Genomic DNA, 17,481 nt, shown 5'->3' with positions numbered 1-17,481 from the left:
GCTGTTAGCTGTTTTTAGACAGTTAACTAATAAACATTGTATTGCATTATCAGCCGTATTTGTGAAAAAGTTTCTCATTTTTATTTAACTCCCTTTTTTGTTAGTCGATTAACTCAAAAAGAACAATTGATCTGGCTGATTTATCAAATAGCTTTTGATGCTGCTCTGATAGCTTAGTTGTTGGTGCTTCTAATACGTTGATAGACATTTGTTTTAAGGTGCATAAGAAATCGATTTGCGTGTTTACCATGCTTTCAACAAGCGCTAGTGATTCGCTACGATTATCAGACAAAACTATGCTTGCAAGGTTGCACATATTGAGTGCATCTTGGATTGAGTGGCGACAGTTGCCTACAAAGCGAGAGTATTCTTTTACGTACTTTAGTTTGTCGTTAGCGCGTTCTAGTGCTCGCTTTATGGTCAATATTTCCAATGAGTTATTGAAGTTATGAACAGGCTTGTAAAAGGTTACAGGCCAAGGGTGGCGGCTCTTATATTCGGTTTGCTGGTTGATAAAGTCCCACAAATCAATTTTGTGGTTTTGTATCGAATCATCCCTAATATCAATTGTTTTGTAGCTTAATTCGCCTGTTTTAGCGTCGAAATGATATTGATATTCTAGCCCGCCAAACTCGTCGGCTGATTCAATTGGTTCAGCTTCTGGGTTGCCTCTTAAGAATGCCGCATCAAAACAACCCCGATCTGAGTCTGGGCGCTCTAGCATTCGATAAAAGTAGACACATGCAAATGAAGGATAGCCGTCATGATGGATATAAAAATGACGGGTTTGGCCGTTTAAATTTTTGATTGAATAGGTTGCTCTAGTACTCATAGTAATTTGCCTTTTGTTAGAAGTTAGTAACGAGCTGTTACCAGATAGCGCACTGTCGCCAATGCGCTAACGGGTTATGCTATTTGTCTAGTTCTTCATTGCCGATTAGTACGAACTCAGAACGGCCATACCAGCAGCCAACGCCGACAGGATAAAAGGCACCATCAAAACCGATTTCTAGATCTAGGTTTTCGGCGTTGAAGTGATCGCAAAATTGCGAAACGTCATGAATCAAGTAATGTTTAGCGTTTAGGATGCAGAGCGCTAACTTTGAAAGCGTATCAAGCGAGTATTCGCCGTATTCCTCGGCAAAATCATCATTGAACATATCGACCAACCAACAAAGTAAATTCTCATCGTCTGTTTGATGGTTAAGTGACTCGATCACTTTGTTTAACAACTCGTCAACTTCTTCAACGATTCTAGAGTCGATCAGTGTTACGCCTTGTCTGTGAGTTATCTTGTGATACATGGCTATTACTCCTTGATTTCTGTTGCTTGGCGTTTCATACCGCCGCAAGGTTCGAAACCTTCGCAGTAAATGAAAAGAGTGTGAGTTTGCCAGAACTGTGAGGACGCGTAGGCGTATGCGATTTTCGACGCTTTGTCGATAATGCAAATTTTATAGCCGTTGTGGTCTTTTAGTTCTCGTTGAATGAACTGCGCTTTATCAAGCGGTAAGTTTTGGATGTAAAGGCGTTTTTTGCTGTCCATCAGTTCAGCGATTCTTTTAATCAATTCAAGCATTGCCGTGCTTTCCTTTTAGTCAATTTGTTAGAAATTGGCCTTAAAACTAGCCAACGAATGAGAGTATTACTTATTGTATTACAAAAAGCAATACAAAAAGTAAAATAAGTTAAAAATAGGCTAAATTAGTTTTTGCTAATATAGTGGTGCAAGTCATGTTTTTGCTGATTTCGGTCTGGTTGGTGTTGGTGGGTGATGTATATTTTTAAAAATTAATTTGCGTTTTTTTGTCAGATTTTTAAGATTGCCTAAAAAAGGGGGTATCTGTGGAAAAGCTTCTAACAAAACTCGCGACAGGCTCGGCAAAGCTTGAAGCAACCGGTAGTTCAACCAGCACAAAAGCTAGTCTTGATAAGGTATTGAATATCAAAGGGATTAGCATAACGCACAACAACTATTTGTATGCGATCTATCTTGATGATCGTATTGCAACCATCAAACTAAAAGGTCATTTGCTCATCGTCTCTAATGACTGGCTAGAACAACACGACGATAAACAGCGTTTAAAGCTCATAAACGGCGCTATCGAAGCACTTAAGACAAACGCATATCAAAGCGTTGATTGCTACAAGTGCAACGGTTCTGGACGCGTTAACGAGTCAGAAAGCGATTGTGATCGATGCAAAGGGATTGGCAGCGTAGCGAAAAAACCGAAAGCTTATCAGCTTTGCGGCTTTCATCGTTCGTATTGGTATCGCAAAGACAACACACAACTCAGAGAAGTATTTGATCGACTCGTGAACAAGCTATTTAAGCTAGATAACGAGGTTAGAGCGGCAATCGCTAAAAACGAACGTGATAATGATTAAGTATCACTGATAACTTACCATAACTAATATATAAAGAGGCTTTCAGGCTGTTTGAGCTAACTGCGCACTAAAATTAGTACGCTTTTTGGTTCATTTTTGAGAGCGTTTCGCCTGTTTATTGTCTAAAGCTCTTTTTAGTATGATTAGCATAACTTAGGGTTTTCATGCCATACCTTGAGTTATTGCCTTTTGGATCACTCCCATTTGTAGCCAGACCGTCAAGTCTGGCTTTTTTTTGCCCCTTTACCACCCCCCCCAGACCCACAGATTCTTCGGGTAGGGGGGCAATTATATATATGGAACAAACTAGCGAAAAATCCTAAAAAAATTTTTCCAATTTTTTCACCCAACTTTTTTCGAGTTTATCATGACCTCCTATGCAGCAGTTGTCGACGATAAGGGCAAATTGAACCTTGACGTTGCACAAATCAAAGAGCGCTACGGCATTAGGCAGGATAAGCATGTTGAGTTTGCTCTCGCCTATGTCAGCGACCCCAGACGAAACGCTGGACGTGCTTTTGCCAAAGTACGTGGCAGAGCGAAGCAAACACAAACCGATAATGCCCAAGCGTGTCAGCTACTAAAACCACATACACCGGTAGGTAAGTTTATTAACGACCTAAATACCGGCGTGGCTAACGTAATGATGCGTCGAAACATTATCTCAACTGAACAGGTGTTAAATGAGCTTATTAAAGTCGGCTTTTGTGATGTTGGTGATCTGTACGACGACAATGGCAGTCTCATACCAGTGGCAGACCTCCCACAAGATGTTTCCCCTGCAATTCGCAAAATCAAAGAGAAGGTGCTTAGCCGAAAGATTGATGATGAAACAGGGCAAGAAGAAGTCGTTTTATCACGAGAGGTTGAGCTACACGACAAAAAAGGTGCGCTCCAACTCATCGGCCAGCACTTACAAATGTTCGTTCAGAAAGGCGAGATCGAGGTCAAAACGTCCGTTGATGATCTAATTCGAGATATCACCGAACGCAACGCCCAGAACCGAAACGGCTTGCTACCTAAAAACAATATTCGCCTTAAAGACCGATTGCCAATTGAAGGTGAGGCTAGCGAATGACTCAGGTAGTACCGGTTGAAGGCCAGCACGCACTGGCTGAAAACGAGGGTAGCTTAGAGTTTATCCTTGATAATCAAAACTGGCTCTGGCGAATAAACAACCTCTATTACATCACCGACAAGCGTGGCCAGAAAGTTAAGTTCGTGATGAACGATGCGCAAAAGCGTTTCTTTCACGGCATGCACACGCGCAACATCATACTCAAAGCCCGTCAGCTCGGCTTTACCACGTTTATGATGATTTTCATGTTAGACGCGGCATTGTTCAATAGTCGTACTAACTGTGGTGTTATCGCTCATACAAAAGACGATGCTAACCGGCTATTTGATGAAAAGATCAAGTTTGCATACGACAACTTGCCAAAAAGCCTACGCGATCGTTTCCCAGCACTGACTGACCGCGCTGGCCAAATCAAGTTCCCGAACAAGTCAAAGATCACGGTCGGCTCATCGTTCCGTGGCGGCACGTTCCAATACTTGCATATTTCCGAGTTCGGTAAAATTTGTGCCAAGTACCCAGAACGCGCACGCGAGATTGTTACCGGTGCATTCGAGTCTGTCGGCGCTGATTGTGTGATCACCATCGAGTCAACGGCAGAAGGGCGACAAGGCTATTTCTTCGACCTTTGCCAAGTGGCCGAACAAGACCAGCTCAAGGGCAAAGAGCTTAGCTTTCTTGACTGGGAATTCTTCTTTTACCCTTGGTACAAAGACACTAATTACCGGCTTGAATCAAAAGAGCCGTTGCCAATGCGGATTATCGAGTACTTCGACACCTTAAGGGCGAAGCACAAGCTTGAATTCACGCAAGAGCAAATGAACTGGTACTACGCCAAAGAAAAGCTCTTAGGCCACGATGTTAAGCGCGAATACCCGACCACACCGCAAGAAGCTTTCGAGCAAGTGATCGAGGGGGCTTACTACTCAAGCCAGTTCCGCAAACTTTACGAAAACAACCAGATCACCAGCGTACCTTACGAGCCTACAGCGCTTGTTCACACGTTTTGGGATATCGGCTTTAACGATGACAACGTGATCTGGTTTATTCAGCAAATAGGCCGTGAATACCGCGTCATTAACTACTACGAGAACCACGGCGAGGGCTTACCGTTTTACGTCGATAAGCTTCGCGAATTATCCCAGCAATACGGCTACCAATACGGCATTCACATGGCACCGCATGATATCGGTGTTCACGAGTGGGGTACGGGTATGTCGCGTTTAGAGCAAGCAGATCAACTCGGCTTGCATTTTGAGACAGCACCAAAGCTATCAATTATGGACGGCATAGAGGCCGTGCGCGCCGTGCTCCCTATGTGCTGGTTCGACGAAGTGCATTGCGAACAAGGCATATCAGGTTTGCAGAATTACCGCAAAGAGTGGGATGACAAATACGGCGTTTGGAAAAACAGACCCGCACACGATAGCGCATCACACTGCGCCGATGGCTTTAGAACCTTTGCTGTTGCTCTGCGTGATATCCAGAACCGCATGGGCAGTGTTGTTCACGGCAGTTTTACCGATGTTGAACAAGTCGACGTTAGCTACTGGTGTTAAGAGGCAATTATGACCGGAATTTTACAATCATTAGGTGCCGAACAAACACAGGCAATATTTGATCAACAAAAGCACGACGAACGCGAAAAAGCGAACCCAAATTACGGACAACAAGAAGTTGTCAGCGGCCTAGCGTCTTATGTTAAAAGCTGTTGGGACATTGCAAAGCATCACAAGCTAACAATGACTGACCGCCTTACTAACTGCCTTAGACGGCGCAAAGGCATGTACTCAAGTAATCAGCTAGCCAATATCCGCAAAGCCGGTGGCAGCGAGATTTTCATGGGTATTACCGGCACCAAATGCCGCCACGCAAAGTCATGGATTTCTGATATTTACAATCCTTCAGGTGATCGCCCGTTCTCGTTAGAACCGACACCCGTTCAGGAATTGCCACCACAGCTAAAAGAGCACTTGCTTAACGAAGCGATGCAAGGCGCTTTACAGCACGGCGTACCTGAACAAGAAGCCTATGCGCTGATGAAAAAGCACGAAACCCGACTGAAAGAAGAACTCAATCAGGAAGGTGAGAAGCGCATGGAACTTATGGGCGATTACATCGAAGATATTCTAGTTGAGGGCAACTATCGCCGCGAATTCGACGAGTTCTTAGACGATTTAACGACTTACCCCTCGGCGATCATGAAAGGCGTTATTTTCAAGCAGAAAAAGCAGCTCAAGTGGAAACAAATTAATAACGGCGAGTTTGTCCCGCAAACCTCGTTAGCGATTAGCCGCGAATTTAGCCGCGTTTCGCCTTTTGACTTTTACCCGTCACCAAACACGATTGATATCGGCGATAGCTGGACGTGTGAACATATCCGTTATACGGCTCCTGATTTGAGCAATATGCGCGGTATGAAGGGTTATAACCGACAAGCGATTGAGTCCGTATTGCGTGACTATCGCATGAACGGCCATCGTGAATGGCTATTTGAATCGAATGAACGCGAACAGTTAGAAGGTCGCGACTCATCACAAGCTTACCGCTATGAGCTATTTGACGCGGTTGAGTTCAACGGACACGTTCAAGGTCAGCAACTAATTGACTGGGGCATGAACCCAAGCTTAGTTGACGATCCTTACAACGAATATCCCGTGTCTGTAACGCTAATTGGTAATCACATTATCCGTGCTTTGATCAATCCAGATCCGACAGGCCGACCGCCTTACTACAAGGCTTCTTGGTTAAACGTGCCTAATTCGTTCTGGGGCGAAGCAATCCCCGAAGTGATCGCCGATATTCAAGATGCGGCGAACTCAACCGCGCGAGCGCTAATGAACAACATGGCTATTGGTAGCGCGCCACAAACCGCGATTGATGTATCGATGTTGCCGACCGGCTCTAAGCCAACGGCTATTCACCCGCGCAAAGTCTGGCTATATGACGGCTCTAAAGGCTCTCATCGCGGCGGCTCAGCAGGCGTTACCTTCTTTAGCCCTGATATTAAGGCCAACGAGCTTTTAGGCGTATATGAGCGTTTTGAGCGCTATGCCGACGATAAAAGCGGTATCCCGTCTTATATGCAAGGTTCAGATCAAGGCGCAGGCGCGGCACGCACTGCGAGCGGCTTATCTATGTTGATGAACGCGGCAAGTAAGTCAATTAAAGACGTTGTACGCAATATCGATATCGGCGTGATTGAGCCGGTGATCAATTCAATTTTCATAACGTTGATGCTCGACAAAGACATACCGGCAGATATCAAAGGCGATGCGAAAGCCAAAGCTCGTGGTTCAGATGCCTTAATGCACAAAGAGGCCGCAGCGCTTCGTCAGCAAGAGTTATTGCAGCTAACTAATAATCCAGTCGACTTAGAAATTATCGGCACTGAGGGACGATTAGAGCAGCTAAGACGCGTGTTCCAGACAAGTGACGTACCGGTTAATCGTATTTTGCCAAACAAAGAGCAATTGCGAGAACGTCAGCAAGAACAAATGAAGCAGCAACAACAGCAGATGCAACAAGAAATGCAGATGCAGGAAAAGCAGCTTCAAGACGAGCGAGCATTTCAAATGCAGCTTGAACAGCAAAAGCACAGCCAGCGGCAACCGGCTAATTAATTTACTTCTAACGAAAAGGTAATAGCTAACAATGGAAAATAACGAAGATAACATTCGATTATTGCGTGCGCTTGTTCGCTTACAAGCTAAAGAACCAGACGCATACGAACAGTTAATTTTATTGCTCAAACGAGCAGGTGTGAACGCGTCAGATCGCGTTATTCATTCCGGTGAAACGGTAGATATCTATCGAGCACAGGGCATGGCACAACTCATCTTTGAGCTTCAAAAATACATCGAGAAGCCAAACGAATTGCTAATCGAAATTGAAGCTCAAGACCAGGAATAGCAACAAACGCTATTCACCCAACTAAGCCGCTAATTCAGCGGCTTTTTTTATGCCTGAAATTCAGGCCAACCCAACTTACCCGCGAACACCTTTGAATACCGGCAAGGCTCATCGGCTCGCTAGAGGCCAAGTTATGACATTACCAAAGTCAGTGCAAGAAGCAGAACAACGCGCAAATGAAATAATCCAAGGGAACACCGAAAACTCGGCTCCTGATACAGACGTTTCTGAGCAAACATCAACAACTGAACAGCCTACTCAACAAACAGAAACACCGGCACAAACGCCGACTTCTAACGATGTTGATTGGCAAAAGAAATATCAAGTTTTACAAGGCAAGTACAACGCTGAGGTTCCGGCTTTATTAGATAGAGTCAAAGCCCTTGAATCACAAGCGCCACAAGCTAACGAGCCTGATCAATCTCAAGAACAAGAGATAGCACGATTAAAGCAGCAATTAGCAGAAGCGCAGCGGCATGCAGCCGCCAAGGACTCAATCACCTTAAACGAACACCTTGTCAATGAGTACGGCGAAGAATTTGCGCGTGCAGTGGCACAGACCGCAAACGCTCAAGTTGACGCTTTACGCAAAGAGTTTGACGGGAAACTGTCAGCTCAAGAAAAAGATATTTCGACTTGGAATACTGAGGCAAAGATGAACTCAGTTAAGCAAAGCTTAGCGAGTCAAAGCATCAATTTTGACCTCGTAGACAGCGATCCACTATTCCATGATTGGCTACGTGAACGCGATGAATACTCAGGTCAAAGCCGCCAAGAAATGTTGATGAACGCCTTTAACGCTGGGGATTTAACCCGCGTCACCCGTTTTTACTCTGCCTACGTTGACTCAACCCGCACACGTTCAGAACAAAACCCTTTTAACGAGCACATACAAGCACAACCTACAGCCGCGCCTGATGTTGGTACGACTGAGGCTGTTTTTGATCCTAGTGCCTTTGAAGATCTGCACAGACGCTACCAGCGCAACCAGATCAGCGAAGAAGAATTTCAAAAGGCTGAGCGTGAAATGTATGCGGCGCTACATCGCTAATTTTCACAATCAAGGAGTATAAGCAATGGCTTATCCTAAAAATTCTAGCTTGCCGGTAGTTTCAGGCAAGTTCATCCCGCAAATTTGGTCGACCAAGCTATTAACCAAGTTTTACTTAAAAACTATTTATAGCGAAATCTCTAACACTGATTACGAAGGTGAGATCCGTAACCACGGTGACGAAGTAATCATTCGCGAAATTCCAGATATCGCGGTTCAAGATTACGTTAAGGGCAGTGGCCTAACGTATGAAAATCCGGTTCACAAGACCACTAGCTTACTTATCGACCGTGGTAAGTACTTTGCGTTTAACTTGTTCGACGTTGACCGCGTTCAGTCAGACCTTAAGTTAATGGATGACTGGTCGAATGACGGCGCTGAGCAAATGAAAATTGCGGTTGACCGCGATTTCTTAGGCGCAATTTACGCCGATGCTGATTCAGCAAACGCTGGTGCTACAGCCGGTAAAATCTCAGGTGATATTAACTTAGGTACGTCAGCGTCACCGAAAGCAATCACCAAAGCAAACGTAGTTGATTGGATTGTTGACTTATCGACGGTAATGGACGAGCAAAACTTACCAGAAGAAGGCCGCTTTGTTGTCTTACCAGCAAAAGCGTGTGCGCGTATTAAGACCTCTGAGCTTAAAGACGCGAGCTTAACTGGTGATGGCAAGTCTACCTTGCGTAACGGCAAAGTCGGCATGATCGACCGCGTTACCATTTACCAAAGCAACAACGTCAATAACTCTGGTGGTAAGTACGATATCGTATTTGGTCACAAGTGTGCGACTACGTTTGCTAGTCAAATCACCAAAATGGAAAACCTTAAAAACCCTGATGACTTCGGCGACTTAGCGCGTTCGTTGTTCGTGTTTGGTTTCAAGGTTATCAAGCCAGACGCATTAGGCCACAGTGTTATCACTTTAGCTTAATGATTATTAGCCCTGCCTTTGGCGGGGCTTTTTCTTTTTCGGAGTCTTAAAAATGAGCAAAGTAGTAGGTTACAAAAACCGTTTCGGTCGCATCTTGGCCTATACACCAACGCTACAGCGAAATGTTGACGCTTTTCAGTTAACCCCAGTATTCGAAGGTGATCCAGAAGCCGCTGAGCTTCGAGAAGTTATCGACATTACCGCCGAAGTAGTTGAGTCAGAAGAACCTGCAAAGGCAACTGAATCAGACACTAAGGCTAGCAAAAGACGTTCAATCGTTAAATAAAGGTGGTGAACCGTGGCAACCATTAAAATCGTTGATGTGATTTCACAAGCTGAAACCATCATTCAAGATAAAACCAACACACGTTGGCCTAAACAGGAATGGCTAGACTGGTTTAATGGCGCGGTTCTAGCTGTCATTGGCTTGCGTCCTGATGCCAATATTGCCAATGAAGAATACGACACCACTGGCGGCCAGTCATTACAAACGTTACCGGCTTCGGGTTTGCGCTTAATCAATGTGGTTTACAACGTTGGTACAGGTAAGCAAATTCGCCGTATCGAAAAACGCATGTTAGACGATCAGGTCGACAACTGGTACAACGCATCGGGTTCTGACGTAGACCATTATGTTTATGATGACCGAGACCCTAAATCGTTCTGGATATACCCGACACCGGCATCGAGTCATAAGCTTAGAATCATATATTCAGAAGCCCCGTCATCTATCACTATCAGTAATTTTACTACTGACACACAAGTGCTACCTATCGACGATAGCTATATGAATCCTATTTTGGATCACATGCTTTATCGCGCTTATAGCAAAGATGCTGATTACGCAGAAAACGCGAGTCGAGCAGCGCAACATATGCAGGCGTTCCAAGTGGCCTTGGGTGCTAAAACCGAAGGTGATACCGGTATTAGCGCGTCTAACAACCGAGCGGGGATTATAGCTAATGGCTGATTACACAGAGTTTACCAGTTTGGTTAATAACTTTGTGCCTAATATACCGCCGTTCGTTGTCGCGAAGGCCGCACAGCAGTGCTCTCAAGACTTTTTTGGGCGCACTACTGAGTTGCAAGAGCAGCAAACACTTAGCGTTACAGAGGGCAAGCGTAAATACACGTTACGCCCTCAAACCGCTGACACATTTATCAATTTAGTGCTCAGTGTTGAAGATGACAAAGGGCGTGAAATTGCCTTTTGTCAGCACGCTAACGAGTTAGTGTTAGATCCCATCCCTAGAAAAAATGAAGATCTAACTATTCGCTTGGCTCTTTGCCCAAACTTGGAATCAAGCGAAATTCCCGACGATGTGTATTTTAGACACTCAACACCACTAAGGTACGGCGTTCTGGCCATTCTAAAGGCACAACCCAATACCGAGTGGTATCACCCTCAAGAAGCGGCTAGCTACCGCGCGATGTACGAACAAGAGATAAGCCAAAGCAAGATCTTGCAGTACACGACAAACCCATACCTAAAAATGGAAATCGATTCCTTTAATTAAAAGGGGTACTCATGATCCCAATTCTAAAGACCTTGCGCACTTTGCTTGCTTACTTAGTGCTGGGCTTGCCAACACTTTTATTTATTTGGCCTACGGCTTTCTGGATTAAGAAAAACCGAGCTATTCGCTCAGCGTGGATCAGCTTTGACAAAAGGATTTGCTCATTCGCTCACGGCACTTATGACCGCACTATTAGCGGCTATACAGGCCAGTTTATGCACAAACATAAACGCTTTGAGTATCAAGCCAAGTTTATCGATTTTTTTGCTGAGCTATTCGGCGATGACCCCGACCACTGTTACCGCGCTTACTTGTATGAACTAGGGCGTGGACTAGTAAAACCCTAACCTCTAAGGCAACACTAAGATGAAATTATCAGACTTCAATACTTTGTCTGAGGCACAGGCGTACTCAGAACTTAAGACAAAGTTAATTAGCGGCTCACAAATGAAAATCTTTGTCGTTGGTAATGGCCTATACAGCTATTTCAAAAATCACGCTGGCGACTTACAAGCCGCTACTTATGACGAGTTACGAGGCGGTGAGTTCAACTTTATCAACGGTCATCCTAGCAATGTTTGTGCAATGCTTGACGCTATGATTGCGCTTTCGGCGAGCGAGGGCAATGTAACGCTACTTGATGGAACTCAAGTCAAAGTTAGCGATGCTCTTACCAACCTGAAAAATGCGGCAATTGTATACGCTAACGGTGCTCACAAACCTTTTGAGTCTGTAACGCAAGAACAGTTCGATCAAGCAAAAGCAGCACTGACACCGAAAAGCATATTAGCAAGTACTAATATAACAACCGGTGATGACACCCACTACTTGATCAATAACGGTGCGCGAGAAAAGCACAAAGTCACCATTACGGTGTCGAACGCTTCGCAATACGATGACGTTTTTACTGTTACGGCCTTAACTAAAAATAATGCCGATGACGATTACGCTGTTGATTCTCGTATACGCGGCAGCATTGCATTAAAGGCGGGCGAAACGGCACCGATCACGCTTACGGTGAATAACAGTGATTTGCTTCGCCGCGTTAAATATCGCGTAGCAAGCAAATACGACCGCGACTTTACAGCAACGGCACAAACAGCGGTAAGCTAATATGAAGTTTTACCAACAAGTCAGAGGGCTTAATCAGGTTGATATAAGTAGTCCTGTTGCGCCTTACTTAGTTGCTGCAATCATACCCAGCGAGGGCGCGGGTAACACGATTACTGAAATTGTTAGCGGTCAATCGCTTGATTTTGTCGACGGTGTTACGTGGAATGTCGACGGTTCGGTGACTACAAAAGGGGCTGATTCTAGCCAAAATGCTTTATCTATCGCTAATAGCAGACTGATCGGCAAATCTTCCGAGGTCGGTGACTTTGCAATAATTATTGATATTGATGTGGGTTCATTAGGTGGCGTTGGTAATGCAAACAAAGTAATTGCTTCACTAACTACGCCCGCATTAGGTTCAAAATTAACGATCGAACACCAGAACTGGTCAACTAACTTAACAGGTACAAATACTAGATCTTGGAGCGCGGTTACTGGTGGATCCTCAAATTTGCGAAAAGGTGTCATTATCTTTCATTGGACTGGCACTACTAACACATTATCTATTTATGAAGATGGCGTAAAAGTTACTGAAACAGTTGCGACAGACAATAATACAGGTTCAGCGATAAATAATGTTGCGATTGGGTTAGGTTGCTCTACTGATAAGTTGCGTTCAACTGCAATTTATCACAAAGATACTCAATTCACTGAGTCTGAGCTAAACGAATTTATCCACAACCCATATTCAGCTTTTGAAACCGCCGAGGTTATTGAGGACGAGTATTGTTTGCAGTTCAGTGGTGCAAATCCGACTTACGTAACCGCTAATTATGCGCCAAGCGGTGACTTCAAATGCTTAATTGAATTTACTTACGAAGATTCTGGACACCAAGTTTTACTTGGCATGACAGGTTATGACAATGTATTACGTATTAACAGCCCAACATCGATACTAATTAAACCGCAGAGCAACTCGTCAAACGTGACGTTAACGACAGGTCTAATTATTGGTCAGCGATACAAGTGGTACTTTGTCCGTTCTGGCTCTACGTATGACATTCAAGACATTGACGGTAACAGTTTACTTGCTTCAATTGCCAATAACACCTCTACGTTTACCTTTGATCGCATTGGTAGCTTTAATATTGAGGGTTTCTTTTCAGGTAAATTGCACGCTTTTGGCTTGGAATTCAATGGTGTTAAGCGTCTTTGGTCTTTTAATCAGACAGACGGCGATACTGTAGAGTGCGTCTATACTGGTGACACATTAACATTGAACGGTTTCCCCGTTGATAAAGGTTATGTTAGAAGTGATAGCGGAGTGATTGATGGCTATCGGTTTGATAACAATACTTTCGCCACTATCAAATCCCCTTTTAGTCTAGCAGACAATTCAACATTAAAATGTCGCTTTAATTATAAGCACAATGCCTTAGCAAACACGTTTCAAATGCTTATTGGTGTGTATAGCAGTAGTAGTGGCTTAGATTTTATATCTATTTCAACTACTAACCACAGGCTTGATTGTCGAATTGATAACCAAAGACTGAGCGGTCAAACAGTTTTAGTCGAAAATCAGGATTATGATTTAGCTATAGAGCGCAGCGGCACACAAATAAGCATTCGTATCAATGGCAATTTAGAAATGTCTTGGTCTAATGTTACGTTTGACCCAATTCTCGGTTTTAACACGGCTGATAGTAACTTTCGCTTTACAGGGACTATATATTCAGCAAGTTATGGTATTCAAGACGGAACGGTAATCAACTCTTGGGATTTTACAACTGGCGACTCTAATCAAATCATTGAACGGGTAAGTAATAATCATGCGTCGATAGTCAATATTCCCACGACTAAATGGCTACGAGTTATCGATAAGCAAGTCTACACAATAGGCAGTGCTAAAGATTATTCAACGCCGCAAAACTTCATTAATGGCATAGGCTCAAATTTAAACGTTATCAATCAAGGTGTTGTTTACGAGTATTTTACGAATGAATCATTAGCAAAAAATGGCGCAGATGGTGCGATCATAGAGCTAGTCGGCAGTACTGATAAACACGCTATTTTAGAACAGAAACAATATGGCTTTGGCGGGCATTGCTTAATAAATAAGTCAGGGTTATTTAGCCTCAAAAGGCTAACGCTTGGTAGTTTTTCGGGTAATACAAACGATGGAAATTTAAGCATAGATAGTTGTGTCGTTGATACAGCTAGCACACAAGCGATAAATTGCAGCTTTATACAAAAAGCTAACATAAGCAAAACCCTTTTCAAAAGTTATACAAGGGAAGCCGTTGTAGGTAAGAACACTGACAATACTAAGCTACAGGAATGTATCTTTGATAGTTCGTCAGTAACAAGTGCCGTTGCTTTCAATGTTAACAATGCTGAACTGCACAACTGCCTTATTCCTAAAGGTGGATGCTTTGCAGCTCTCGGCACTGTGACGGGTTCAGGTAATGTTACTGATACTGTCGATGCGAAAAACAAAGGCGTAGGTATTCAAGATGCAAGTTTACCAAGTTATATCACTGATGACGGTCAAATCAATGAAGCTGGCCAAACGGCTTTAAAGGGTAAAGGCTGGAACGGTAGCGATATCGCGTCAGCGTTTTACTTAATAAACAGCGGGCTAGTAAGTGTGTTATCTAACTTGGACGTTAGAACATCAACGCTAGGACAAGTGCTTAGTTCTGTCGATATTAGACAGCAAATATTATCGGCGTTGGCGAGTATTACATCGAGTATCGATGTTCGTAACGCTGTTTATCAAAGCGTACTGTCAAACACTGATATTAGGCAACAAATATACGGGATCGCGGTATCTCAGGCCGATTTACGATCAAGTGTTCTTAGCTTTGTCGCCAGTAATACCGATGTGCGTTCAAGTGTCTATCAGGCGATTAGTTCGTCATATAGCATTCAGCAAAAAATACTCTCGGCAATCCTAAGTAATACTGATATCAGAGCAGCAATACTTGGCAGCACAGTGTCAAAATCGGTTGATATTCGTCAAGCTGTTTTGGGCGCTACGGTTGCTCAATCGGTTAATTTGGTTTCACAAGTATTAGCCGCTGTTTCACACGACAGCGAAGTCGTTAACAGTGTGCTTGGAACCATCAACGCGACAAGTGACATTCGCGCAAGCGTGTATCACGCAATAGACAAAAGCACTGATATTCAAGCTTCTATTTATCAGGCGTTAAGTAAAGAGCTTGATATCAGGCAACAGGTTTACAGAGTTGTCGCAAGTGACTTAGATACCGGCACGAAAATTCTTAGCAGCGTCAGCAATATTGTAGATATACGCATGTTTGTTGATGGTGTTGCTATTCCGGTAGATCTCGACAAACCCGTTAGTTTTTCAGTCGGCGAAACTATTAATTCAATCGATACCACTGAACAGCGCTTTACGCTCGATGTGATTTCAGAACGTTTTTCAATTTAACCAACCTCATTAATCCACATAAGGGCGCAACTTAGTTTGCGCCCTTTTTTTGTTTAAGGGCTTTTTATGGCTATAAGTGCAAGTGAAATCAAGTATTTCAAAACGACTAATAACTTAGGCGGCGCGATTACATCAAGTGAAATTTCTAGCGGATCACTTGAAAACATCTTTCCTAATTTTACCTCTGCCGAAGCAGCAGCGGGCATTGTTAAATACGCCTGTATCTATGTTCGAAACACAAATACAAGCGACACGTTAACCAGTGTCAAACATTGGATTGCGACACAAACCCCAAGCCCGACAACCTCTGTCGAAGTTGGCCTAGGTACAGCAGCGGCCAATGCTAGCGAGCAAGTCATTTCCAACATTACAACTGCACCGACCGGCGTTACATTTTCGACAGCGGCAAACGAGGCCAACTCGTTACCACTGCCAGACTTAGCCCCCGATGCTTACAAGTCAATTTGGATCAAGTGGACAGTTAACACAGGCACCGCAGCTATTGCTGTCGACAACGCTGTTTTGACCACTAAAGGCGACACACCACCGGCATAAGGGGGCGATTATGTTAGTTAAAAAAGTACTAACGATCTATCTAGGTCGCAATTCCCCAAGAGATATCACAGTTAAGCAAGACGGTGTACCGGTGCCATTTGTTAGCTTGGGGGCTACATCGTTAGCAGTTGAGTTAGACGGCACCGAATACAGCTCAAATGATGGCTATGTCGCCTTTGATAACAACGGCGTAGTAACACTTACTCTAGGCAGTTTAACCAATATCTCAAAAGGCAAGCGTAATGCCCGCTTGATTATGTATAGCGATACGTACAAGCGCGGCAAAGTACTTCTATCTGAAAAAACAGAGTACCGCTTGGTGCTTGATTTTGTTTAAGGAAATTTATGTCTATTGAAAACTTAACAAGCACACAAACGAAAGAGTTGTTGGCTATTGCGTTAACAATGCTCGCTGGCTTTATCGCTCGAACGCTAGTCAGTGATGAGCCTTTTAATGTTAAACGCTTTTTCGGCGAAATGATTTTATCAATCATGTTTGGCGGTGCTATTTACGCTTTTGGCATCATTCAAAGCATGGACTTTTGGCACACGTTTTTGATTGCGCTGTTATCTGGTATGGGAACAACTAGATCTATTGAGTGGTTAATCAAAGCTAGCAAGATATCAAAGGGGCAGTAATGAAATATTATTACGGCGCTCTTGACAGAGAGCATATTGTTTCTTGTATCGGCGCAGTTTGTTCAACGCTTGGTGGTTCACGTCGATTAGCTAAGAAATTACTTTTTGAGACGTGCGCCGCTGAAACCCAGCTTTGCACATACCCCGACAGGCACCCAGATCGCTTGGGTGTCGGTGGTTATCAGTTCGATCAGATTGCACTTGATGACATTAAAAAAGAGACAGATTCACGTCACAAAGAGCGTGTTAAAAGCGTTTGGGGCTATGACTTAGCTAGGGTTCAACTGGCCGATCTTGCTGATGACTTTATGCTAGCGACCATTTTGTGTCGCTTGAAGTATATGCGTGTGCCAGCGGCCATTCCTGATAACTACCTAGAGCGGGCTGTCTATTGGAAAAAGCACTATAACACCGAAGCAGGCAAAGGCACGGTTGAGCACTATCTAAATTCGGCTGAAAAGTGGCTATACGCAGGGGGTGACTAATGTTTGATATCGGTGCTTTTTTCTCAAGCTTAGTATCCCCGATTAGCAAAGCTTATCAATCTCGCCAAGAACGCAAAGCGGCCAAAGAATCGGCAGAAAGTAAGATAAAGCTAGCCAAGCAAACTGGCGATTTTAAGCTTGACCTTACCGATGCCGAGTGGGAGGCATTAAGCAAGCGAACCGAGGGTGATAGCTGGAAAGATGAGTGGGTGACAGTGATTATTACTTTGCCTATCCCGTTAATTTTTATTTCGGCTATTTTAAGCGCATATACAGACAACCCCGCTTATATCTCATCAATTAAGGCAGGGGTTAACGCGCTTATCCAACTAATACCCAACTATCGAACCATCTTAGAAATTGTCGTACTCGCGGCAGTATCAATTAAAAGTATTAGCGTACTGAAACGCTAATAGCG

At 43.9% G+C, this 17,481-nt stretch carries 21 protein-coding genes; 18 read left to right on the top strand and 3 right to left on the bottom strand.

Annotation, left to right across the window (positions count from 1 at the left end; genetic code table 11):
- Positions 1–100 precede the first annotated feature (100 nt).
- The 3 genes from J7384_RS17140 to J7384_RS17130 all read right to left on the bottom strand — a co-directional run bounded on the left by J7384_RS17140 (position 101) and on the right by J7384_RS17130 (position 1,579).
- Positions 101–832, bottom strand: a complete 732-nt coding sequence (locus tag J7384_RS17140) for a hypothetical protein (protein WP_209115766.1) — start codon at positions 830–832, stop codon at positions 101–103.
- Positions 833–911: 79 nt separating this feature from the next.
- Positions 912–1,304 carry a hypothetical protein gene (locus J7384_RS17135; protein ID WP_209115765.1) on the bottom strand — a complete coding sequence of 131 codons (393 nt, stop codon included), beginning with the start codon at positions 1,302–1,304 and terminating at the stop codon, positions 912–914.
- 5 nt (positions 1,305–1,309) lie between these two features.
- Complete coding sequence (locus tag J7384_RS17130) at positions 1,310–1,579, bottom strand: hypothetical protein (RefSeq protein WP_209115764.1); 270 nt, start codon at positions 1,577–1,579, stop codon at positions 1,310–1,312.
- Between the two features lie 266 nt (positions 1,580–1,845).
- Here J7384_RS17130 and J7384_RS17125 point away from each other — a divergent pair, with 266 nt between their 5' ends.
- The 18 genes from J7384_RS17125 to J7384_RS17040 all read left to right on the top strand — a co-directional run bounded on the left by J7384_RS17125 (position 1,846) and on the right by J7384_RS17040 (position 17,476).
- Positions 1,846–2,388, top strand: a complete 543-nt coding sequence (locus J7384_RS17125; protein WP_209115763.1) for a hypothetical protein — start codon at positions 1,846–1,848, stop codon at positions 2,386–2,388.
- Between the two features lie 367 nt (positions 2,389–2,755).
- Positions 2,756–3,466, top strand: coding sequence for a terminase small subunit (locus tag J7384_RS17120; RefSeq protein WP_209115762.1), 711 nt, complete (start codon positions 2,756–2,758; stop codon positions 3,464–3,466).
- Positions 3,463–5,022, top strand: coding sequence for a terminase (locus J7384_RS17115; protein WP_209115761.1), 1,560 nt, complete (start codon positions 3,463–3,465; stop codon positions 5,020–5,022). The genes J7384_RS17120 and J7384_RS17115 overlap by 4 nt, the downstream gene beginning before the upstream one ends.
- Positions 5,023–5,031: 9 nt before the next feature.
- Positions 5,032–7,086: a hypothetical protein gene (locus J7384_RS17110; protein ID WP_209115760.1), complete on the top strand. Its 2,055-nt coding sequence runs from the start codon at positions 5,032–5,034 to the stop codon at positions 7,084–7,086.
- A 31-nt stretch (positions 7,087–7,117) separates the two neighbouring features.
- The gene (locus tag J7384_RS17105; RefSeq protein WP_209115759.1) at positions 7,118–7,375 is read left to right on the top strand and encodes a hypothetical protein; all 258 of its coding nucleotides are present in this window, start codon (positions 7,118–7,120) and stop codon (positions 7,373–7,375) included.
- Positions 7,376–7,424: 49 nt separating this feature from the next.
- Positions 7,425–8,426, top strand: a complete 1,002-nt coding sequence (locus tag J7384_RS17100) for a hypothetical protein (RefSeq protein WP_209115758.1) — start codon at positions 7,425–7,427, stop codon at positions 8,424–8,426.
- Positions 8,427–8,451: 25 nt separating this feature from the next.
- Positions 8,452–9,360, top strand: a complete 909-nt coding sequence (locus J7384_RS17095) for a hypothetical protein (RefSeq protein WP_247741843.1) — start codon at positions 8,452–8,454, stop codon at positions 9,358–9,360.
- Between the two features lie 52 nt (positions 9,361–9,412).
- Positions 9,413–9,646, top strand: a complete 234-nt coding sequence (locus tag J7384_RS17090; protein WP_209115757.1) for a hypothetical protein — start codon at positions 9,413–9,415, stop codon at positions 9,644–9,646.
- Positions 9,647–9,658: 12 nt separating this feature from the next.
- Entirely contained in the window at positions 9,659–10,330 is a 672-nt protein-coding gene (locus J7384_RS17085; protein ID WP_209115756.1) for a DUF6682 family protein, read from the top strand.
- The gene (locus J7384_RS17080) at positions 10,323–10,877 is read left to right on the top strand and encodes a hypothetical protein (protein ID WP_209115755.1); all 555 of its coding nucleotides are present in this window, start codon (positions 10,323–10,325) and stop codon (positions 10,875–10,877) included. Before J7384_RS17085 ends, J7384_RS17080 begins: the two co-directional genes overlap by 8 nt.
- Before the next feature lie 11 nt (positions 10,878–10,888).
- The gene (locus J7384_RS17075) at positions 10,889–11,224 is read left to right on the top strand and encodes a hypothetical protein (RefSeq protein WP_209115754.1); all 336 of its coding nucleotides are present in this window, start codon (positions 10,889–10,891) and stop codon (positions 11,222–11,224) included.
- A 19-nt stretch (positions 11,225–11,243) separates the two neighbouring features.
- Positions 11,244–11,990 carry a hypothetical protein gene (locus tag J7384_RS17070; RefSeq protein ID WP_209115753.1) on the top strand — a complete coding sequence of 249 codons (747 nt, stop codon included), beginning with the start codon at positions 11,244–11,246 and terminating at the stop codon, positions 11,988–11,990.
- Between the two features lies 1 nt (position 11,991).
- Positions 11,992–15,384, top strand: coding sequence for a hypothetical protein (locus J7384_RS17065; protein ID WP_209115752.1), 3,393 nt, complete (start codon positions 11,992–11,994; stop codon positions 15,382–15,384).
- 66 nt (positions 15,385–15,450) lie between these two features.
- Positions 15,451–15,939, top strand: a complete 489-nt coding sequence (locus tag J7384_RS17060; protein WP_209115751.1) for a hypothetical protein — start codon at positions 15,451–15,453, stop codon at positions 15,937–15,939.
- Between the two features lie 10 nt (positions 15,940–15,949).
- Positions 15,950–16,276, top strand: coding sequence for a hypothetical protein (locus J7384_RS17055; protein ID WP_209115750.1), 327 nt, complete (start codon positions 15,950–15,952; stop codon positions 16,274–16,276).
- An 8-nt stretch (positions 16,277–16,284) separates the two neighbouring features.
- On the top strand, positions 16,285–16,578 hold the full coding sequence (locus J7384_RS17050) for a hypothetical protein (RefSeq protein ID WP_209115749.1): 294 nt from the start codon (positions 16,285–16,287) through the stop codon (positions 16,576–16,578).
- On the top strand, positions 16,578–17,063 hold the full coding sequence (locus J7384_RS17045; protein ID WP_209115748.1) for a hypothetical protein: 486 nt from the start codon (positions 16,578–16,580) through the stop codon (positions 17,061–17,063). The genes J7384_RS17050 and J7384_RS17045 overlap by 1 nt, the downstream gene beginning before the upstream one ends.
- The gene (locus J7384_RS17040) at positions 17,063–17,476 is read left to right on the top strand and encodes a hypothetical protein (RefSeq protein WP_209115747.1); all 414 of its coding nucleotides are present in this window, start codon (positions 17,063–17,065) and stop codon (positions 17,474–17,476) included. Before J7384_RS17045 ends, J7384_RS17040 begins: the two co-directional genes overlap by 1 nt.
- The last annotated feature ends 5 nt before the right edge of the window (positions 17,477–17,481 follow it).

It is taken from the genome of Endozoicomonas sp. G2_1 (assembly GCF_017744155.1).
Lineage (GTDB): Bacteria > Pseudomonadota > Gammaproteobacteria > Enterobacterales > Alteromonadaceae > JAGHQT01.
Note: the sequence above shows the minus strand (reverse complement) of the source record. Positions and strands in the feature narration are given on the sequence as shown.

Excerpts from the sequence above, each read along its gene's own strand:
- J7384_RS17140 (WP_209115766.1), bottom strand. The coding sequence starts at position 832 with ATGAGTACTAGAGCAACCTATTCAATCAAAAATTTAAACGGCCAAACC.
- J7384_RS17135 (WP_209115765.1), bottom strand. The coding sequence starts at position 1,304 with ATGTATCACAAGATAACTCACAGACAAGGCGTAACACTGATCGACTCT.
- J7384_RS17130 (WP_209115764.1), bottom strand. The coding sequence starts at position 1,579 with ATGCTTGAATTGATTAAAAGAATCGCTGAACTGATGGACAGCAAAAAA.
- J7384_RS17120 (WP_209115762.1), top strand. The coding sequence starts at position 2,756 with ATGACCTCCTATGCAGCAGTTGTCGACGATAAGGGCAAATTGAACCTT.
- J7384_RS17115 (WP_209115761.1), top strand. The coding sequence starts at position 3,463 with ATGACTCAGGTAGTACCGGTTGAAGGCCAGCACGCACTGGCTGAAAAC.
- J7384_RS17110 (WP_209115760.1), top strand. The coding sequence starts at position 5,032 with ATGACCGGAATTTTACAATCATTAGGTGCCGAACAAACACAGGCAATA.
- J7384_RS17105 (WP_209115759.1), top strand. The coding sequence starts at position 7,118 with ATGGAAAATAACGAAGATAACATTCGATTATTGCGTGCGCTTGTTCGC.
- J7384_RS17100 (WP_209115758.1), top strand. The coding sequence starts at position 7,425 with ATGCCTGAAATTCAGGCCAACCCAACTTACCCGCGAACACCTTTGAAT.
- J7384_RS17095 (WP_247741843.1), top strand. The coding sequence starts at position 8,452 with ATGGCTTATCCTAAAAATTCTAGCTTGCCGGTAGTTTCAGGCAAGTTC.
- J7384_RS17090 (WP_209115757.1), top strand. The coding sequence starts at position 9,413 with ATGAGCAAAGTAGTAGGTTACAAAAACCGTTTCGGTCGCATCTTGGCC.
- J7384_RS17080 (WP_209115755.1), top strand. The coding sequence starts at position 10,323 with ATGGCTGATTACACAGAGTTTACCAGTTTGGTTAATAACTTTGTGCCT.
- J7384_RS17075 (WP_209115754.1), top strand. The coding sequence starts at position 10,889 with ATGATCCCAATTCTAAAGACCTTGCGCACTTTGCTTGCTTACTTAGTG.
- J7384_RS17070 (WP_209115753.1), top strand. The coding sequence starts at position 11,244 with ATGAAATTATCAGACTTCAATACTTTGTCTGAGGCACAGGCGTACTCA.
- J7384_RS17065 (WP_209115752.1), top strand. The coding sequence starts at position 11,992 with ATGAAGTTTTACCAACAAGTCAGAGGGCTTAATCAGGTTGATATAAGT.
- J7384_RS17060 (WP_209115751.1), top strand. The coding sequence starts at position 15,451 with ATGGCTATAAGTGCAAGTGAAATCAAGTATTTCAAAACGACTAATAAC.
- J7384_RS17055 (WP_209115750.1), top strand. The coding sequence starts at position 15,950 with ATGTTAGTTAAAAAAGTACTAACGATCTATCTAGGTCGCAATTCCCCA.
- J7384_RS17050 (WP_209115749.1), top strand. The coding sequence starts at position 16,285 with ATGTCTATTGAAAACTTAACAAGCACACAAACGAAAGAGTTGTTGGCT.
- J7384_RS17045 (WP_209115748.1), top strand. The coding sequence starts at position 16,578 with ATGAAATATTATTACGGCGCTCTTGACAGAGAGCATATTGTTTCTTGT.
- J7384_RS17040 (WP_209115747.1), top strand. The coding sequence starts at position 17,063 with ATGTTTGATATCGGTGCTTTTTTCTCAAGCTTAGTATCCCCGATTAGC.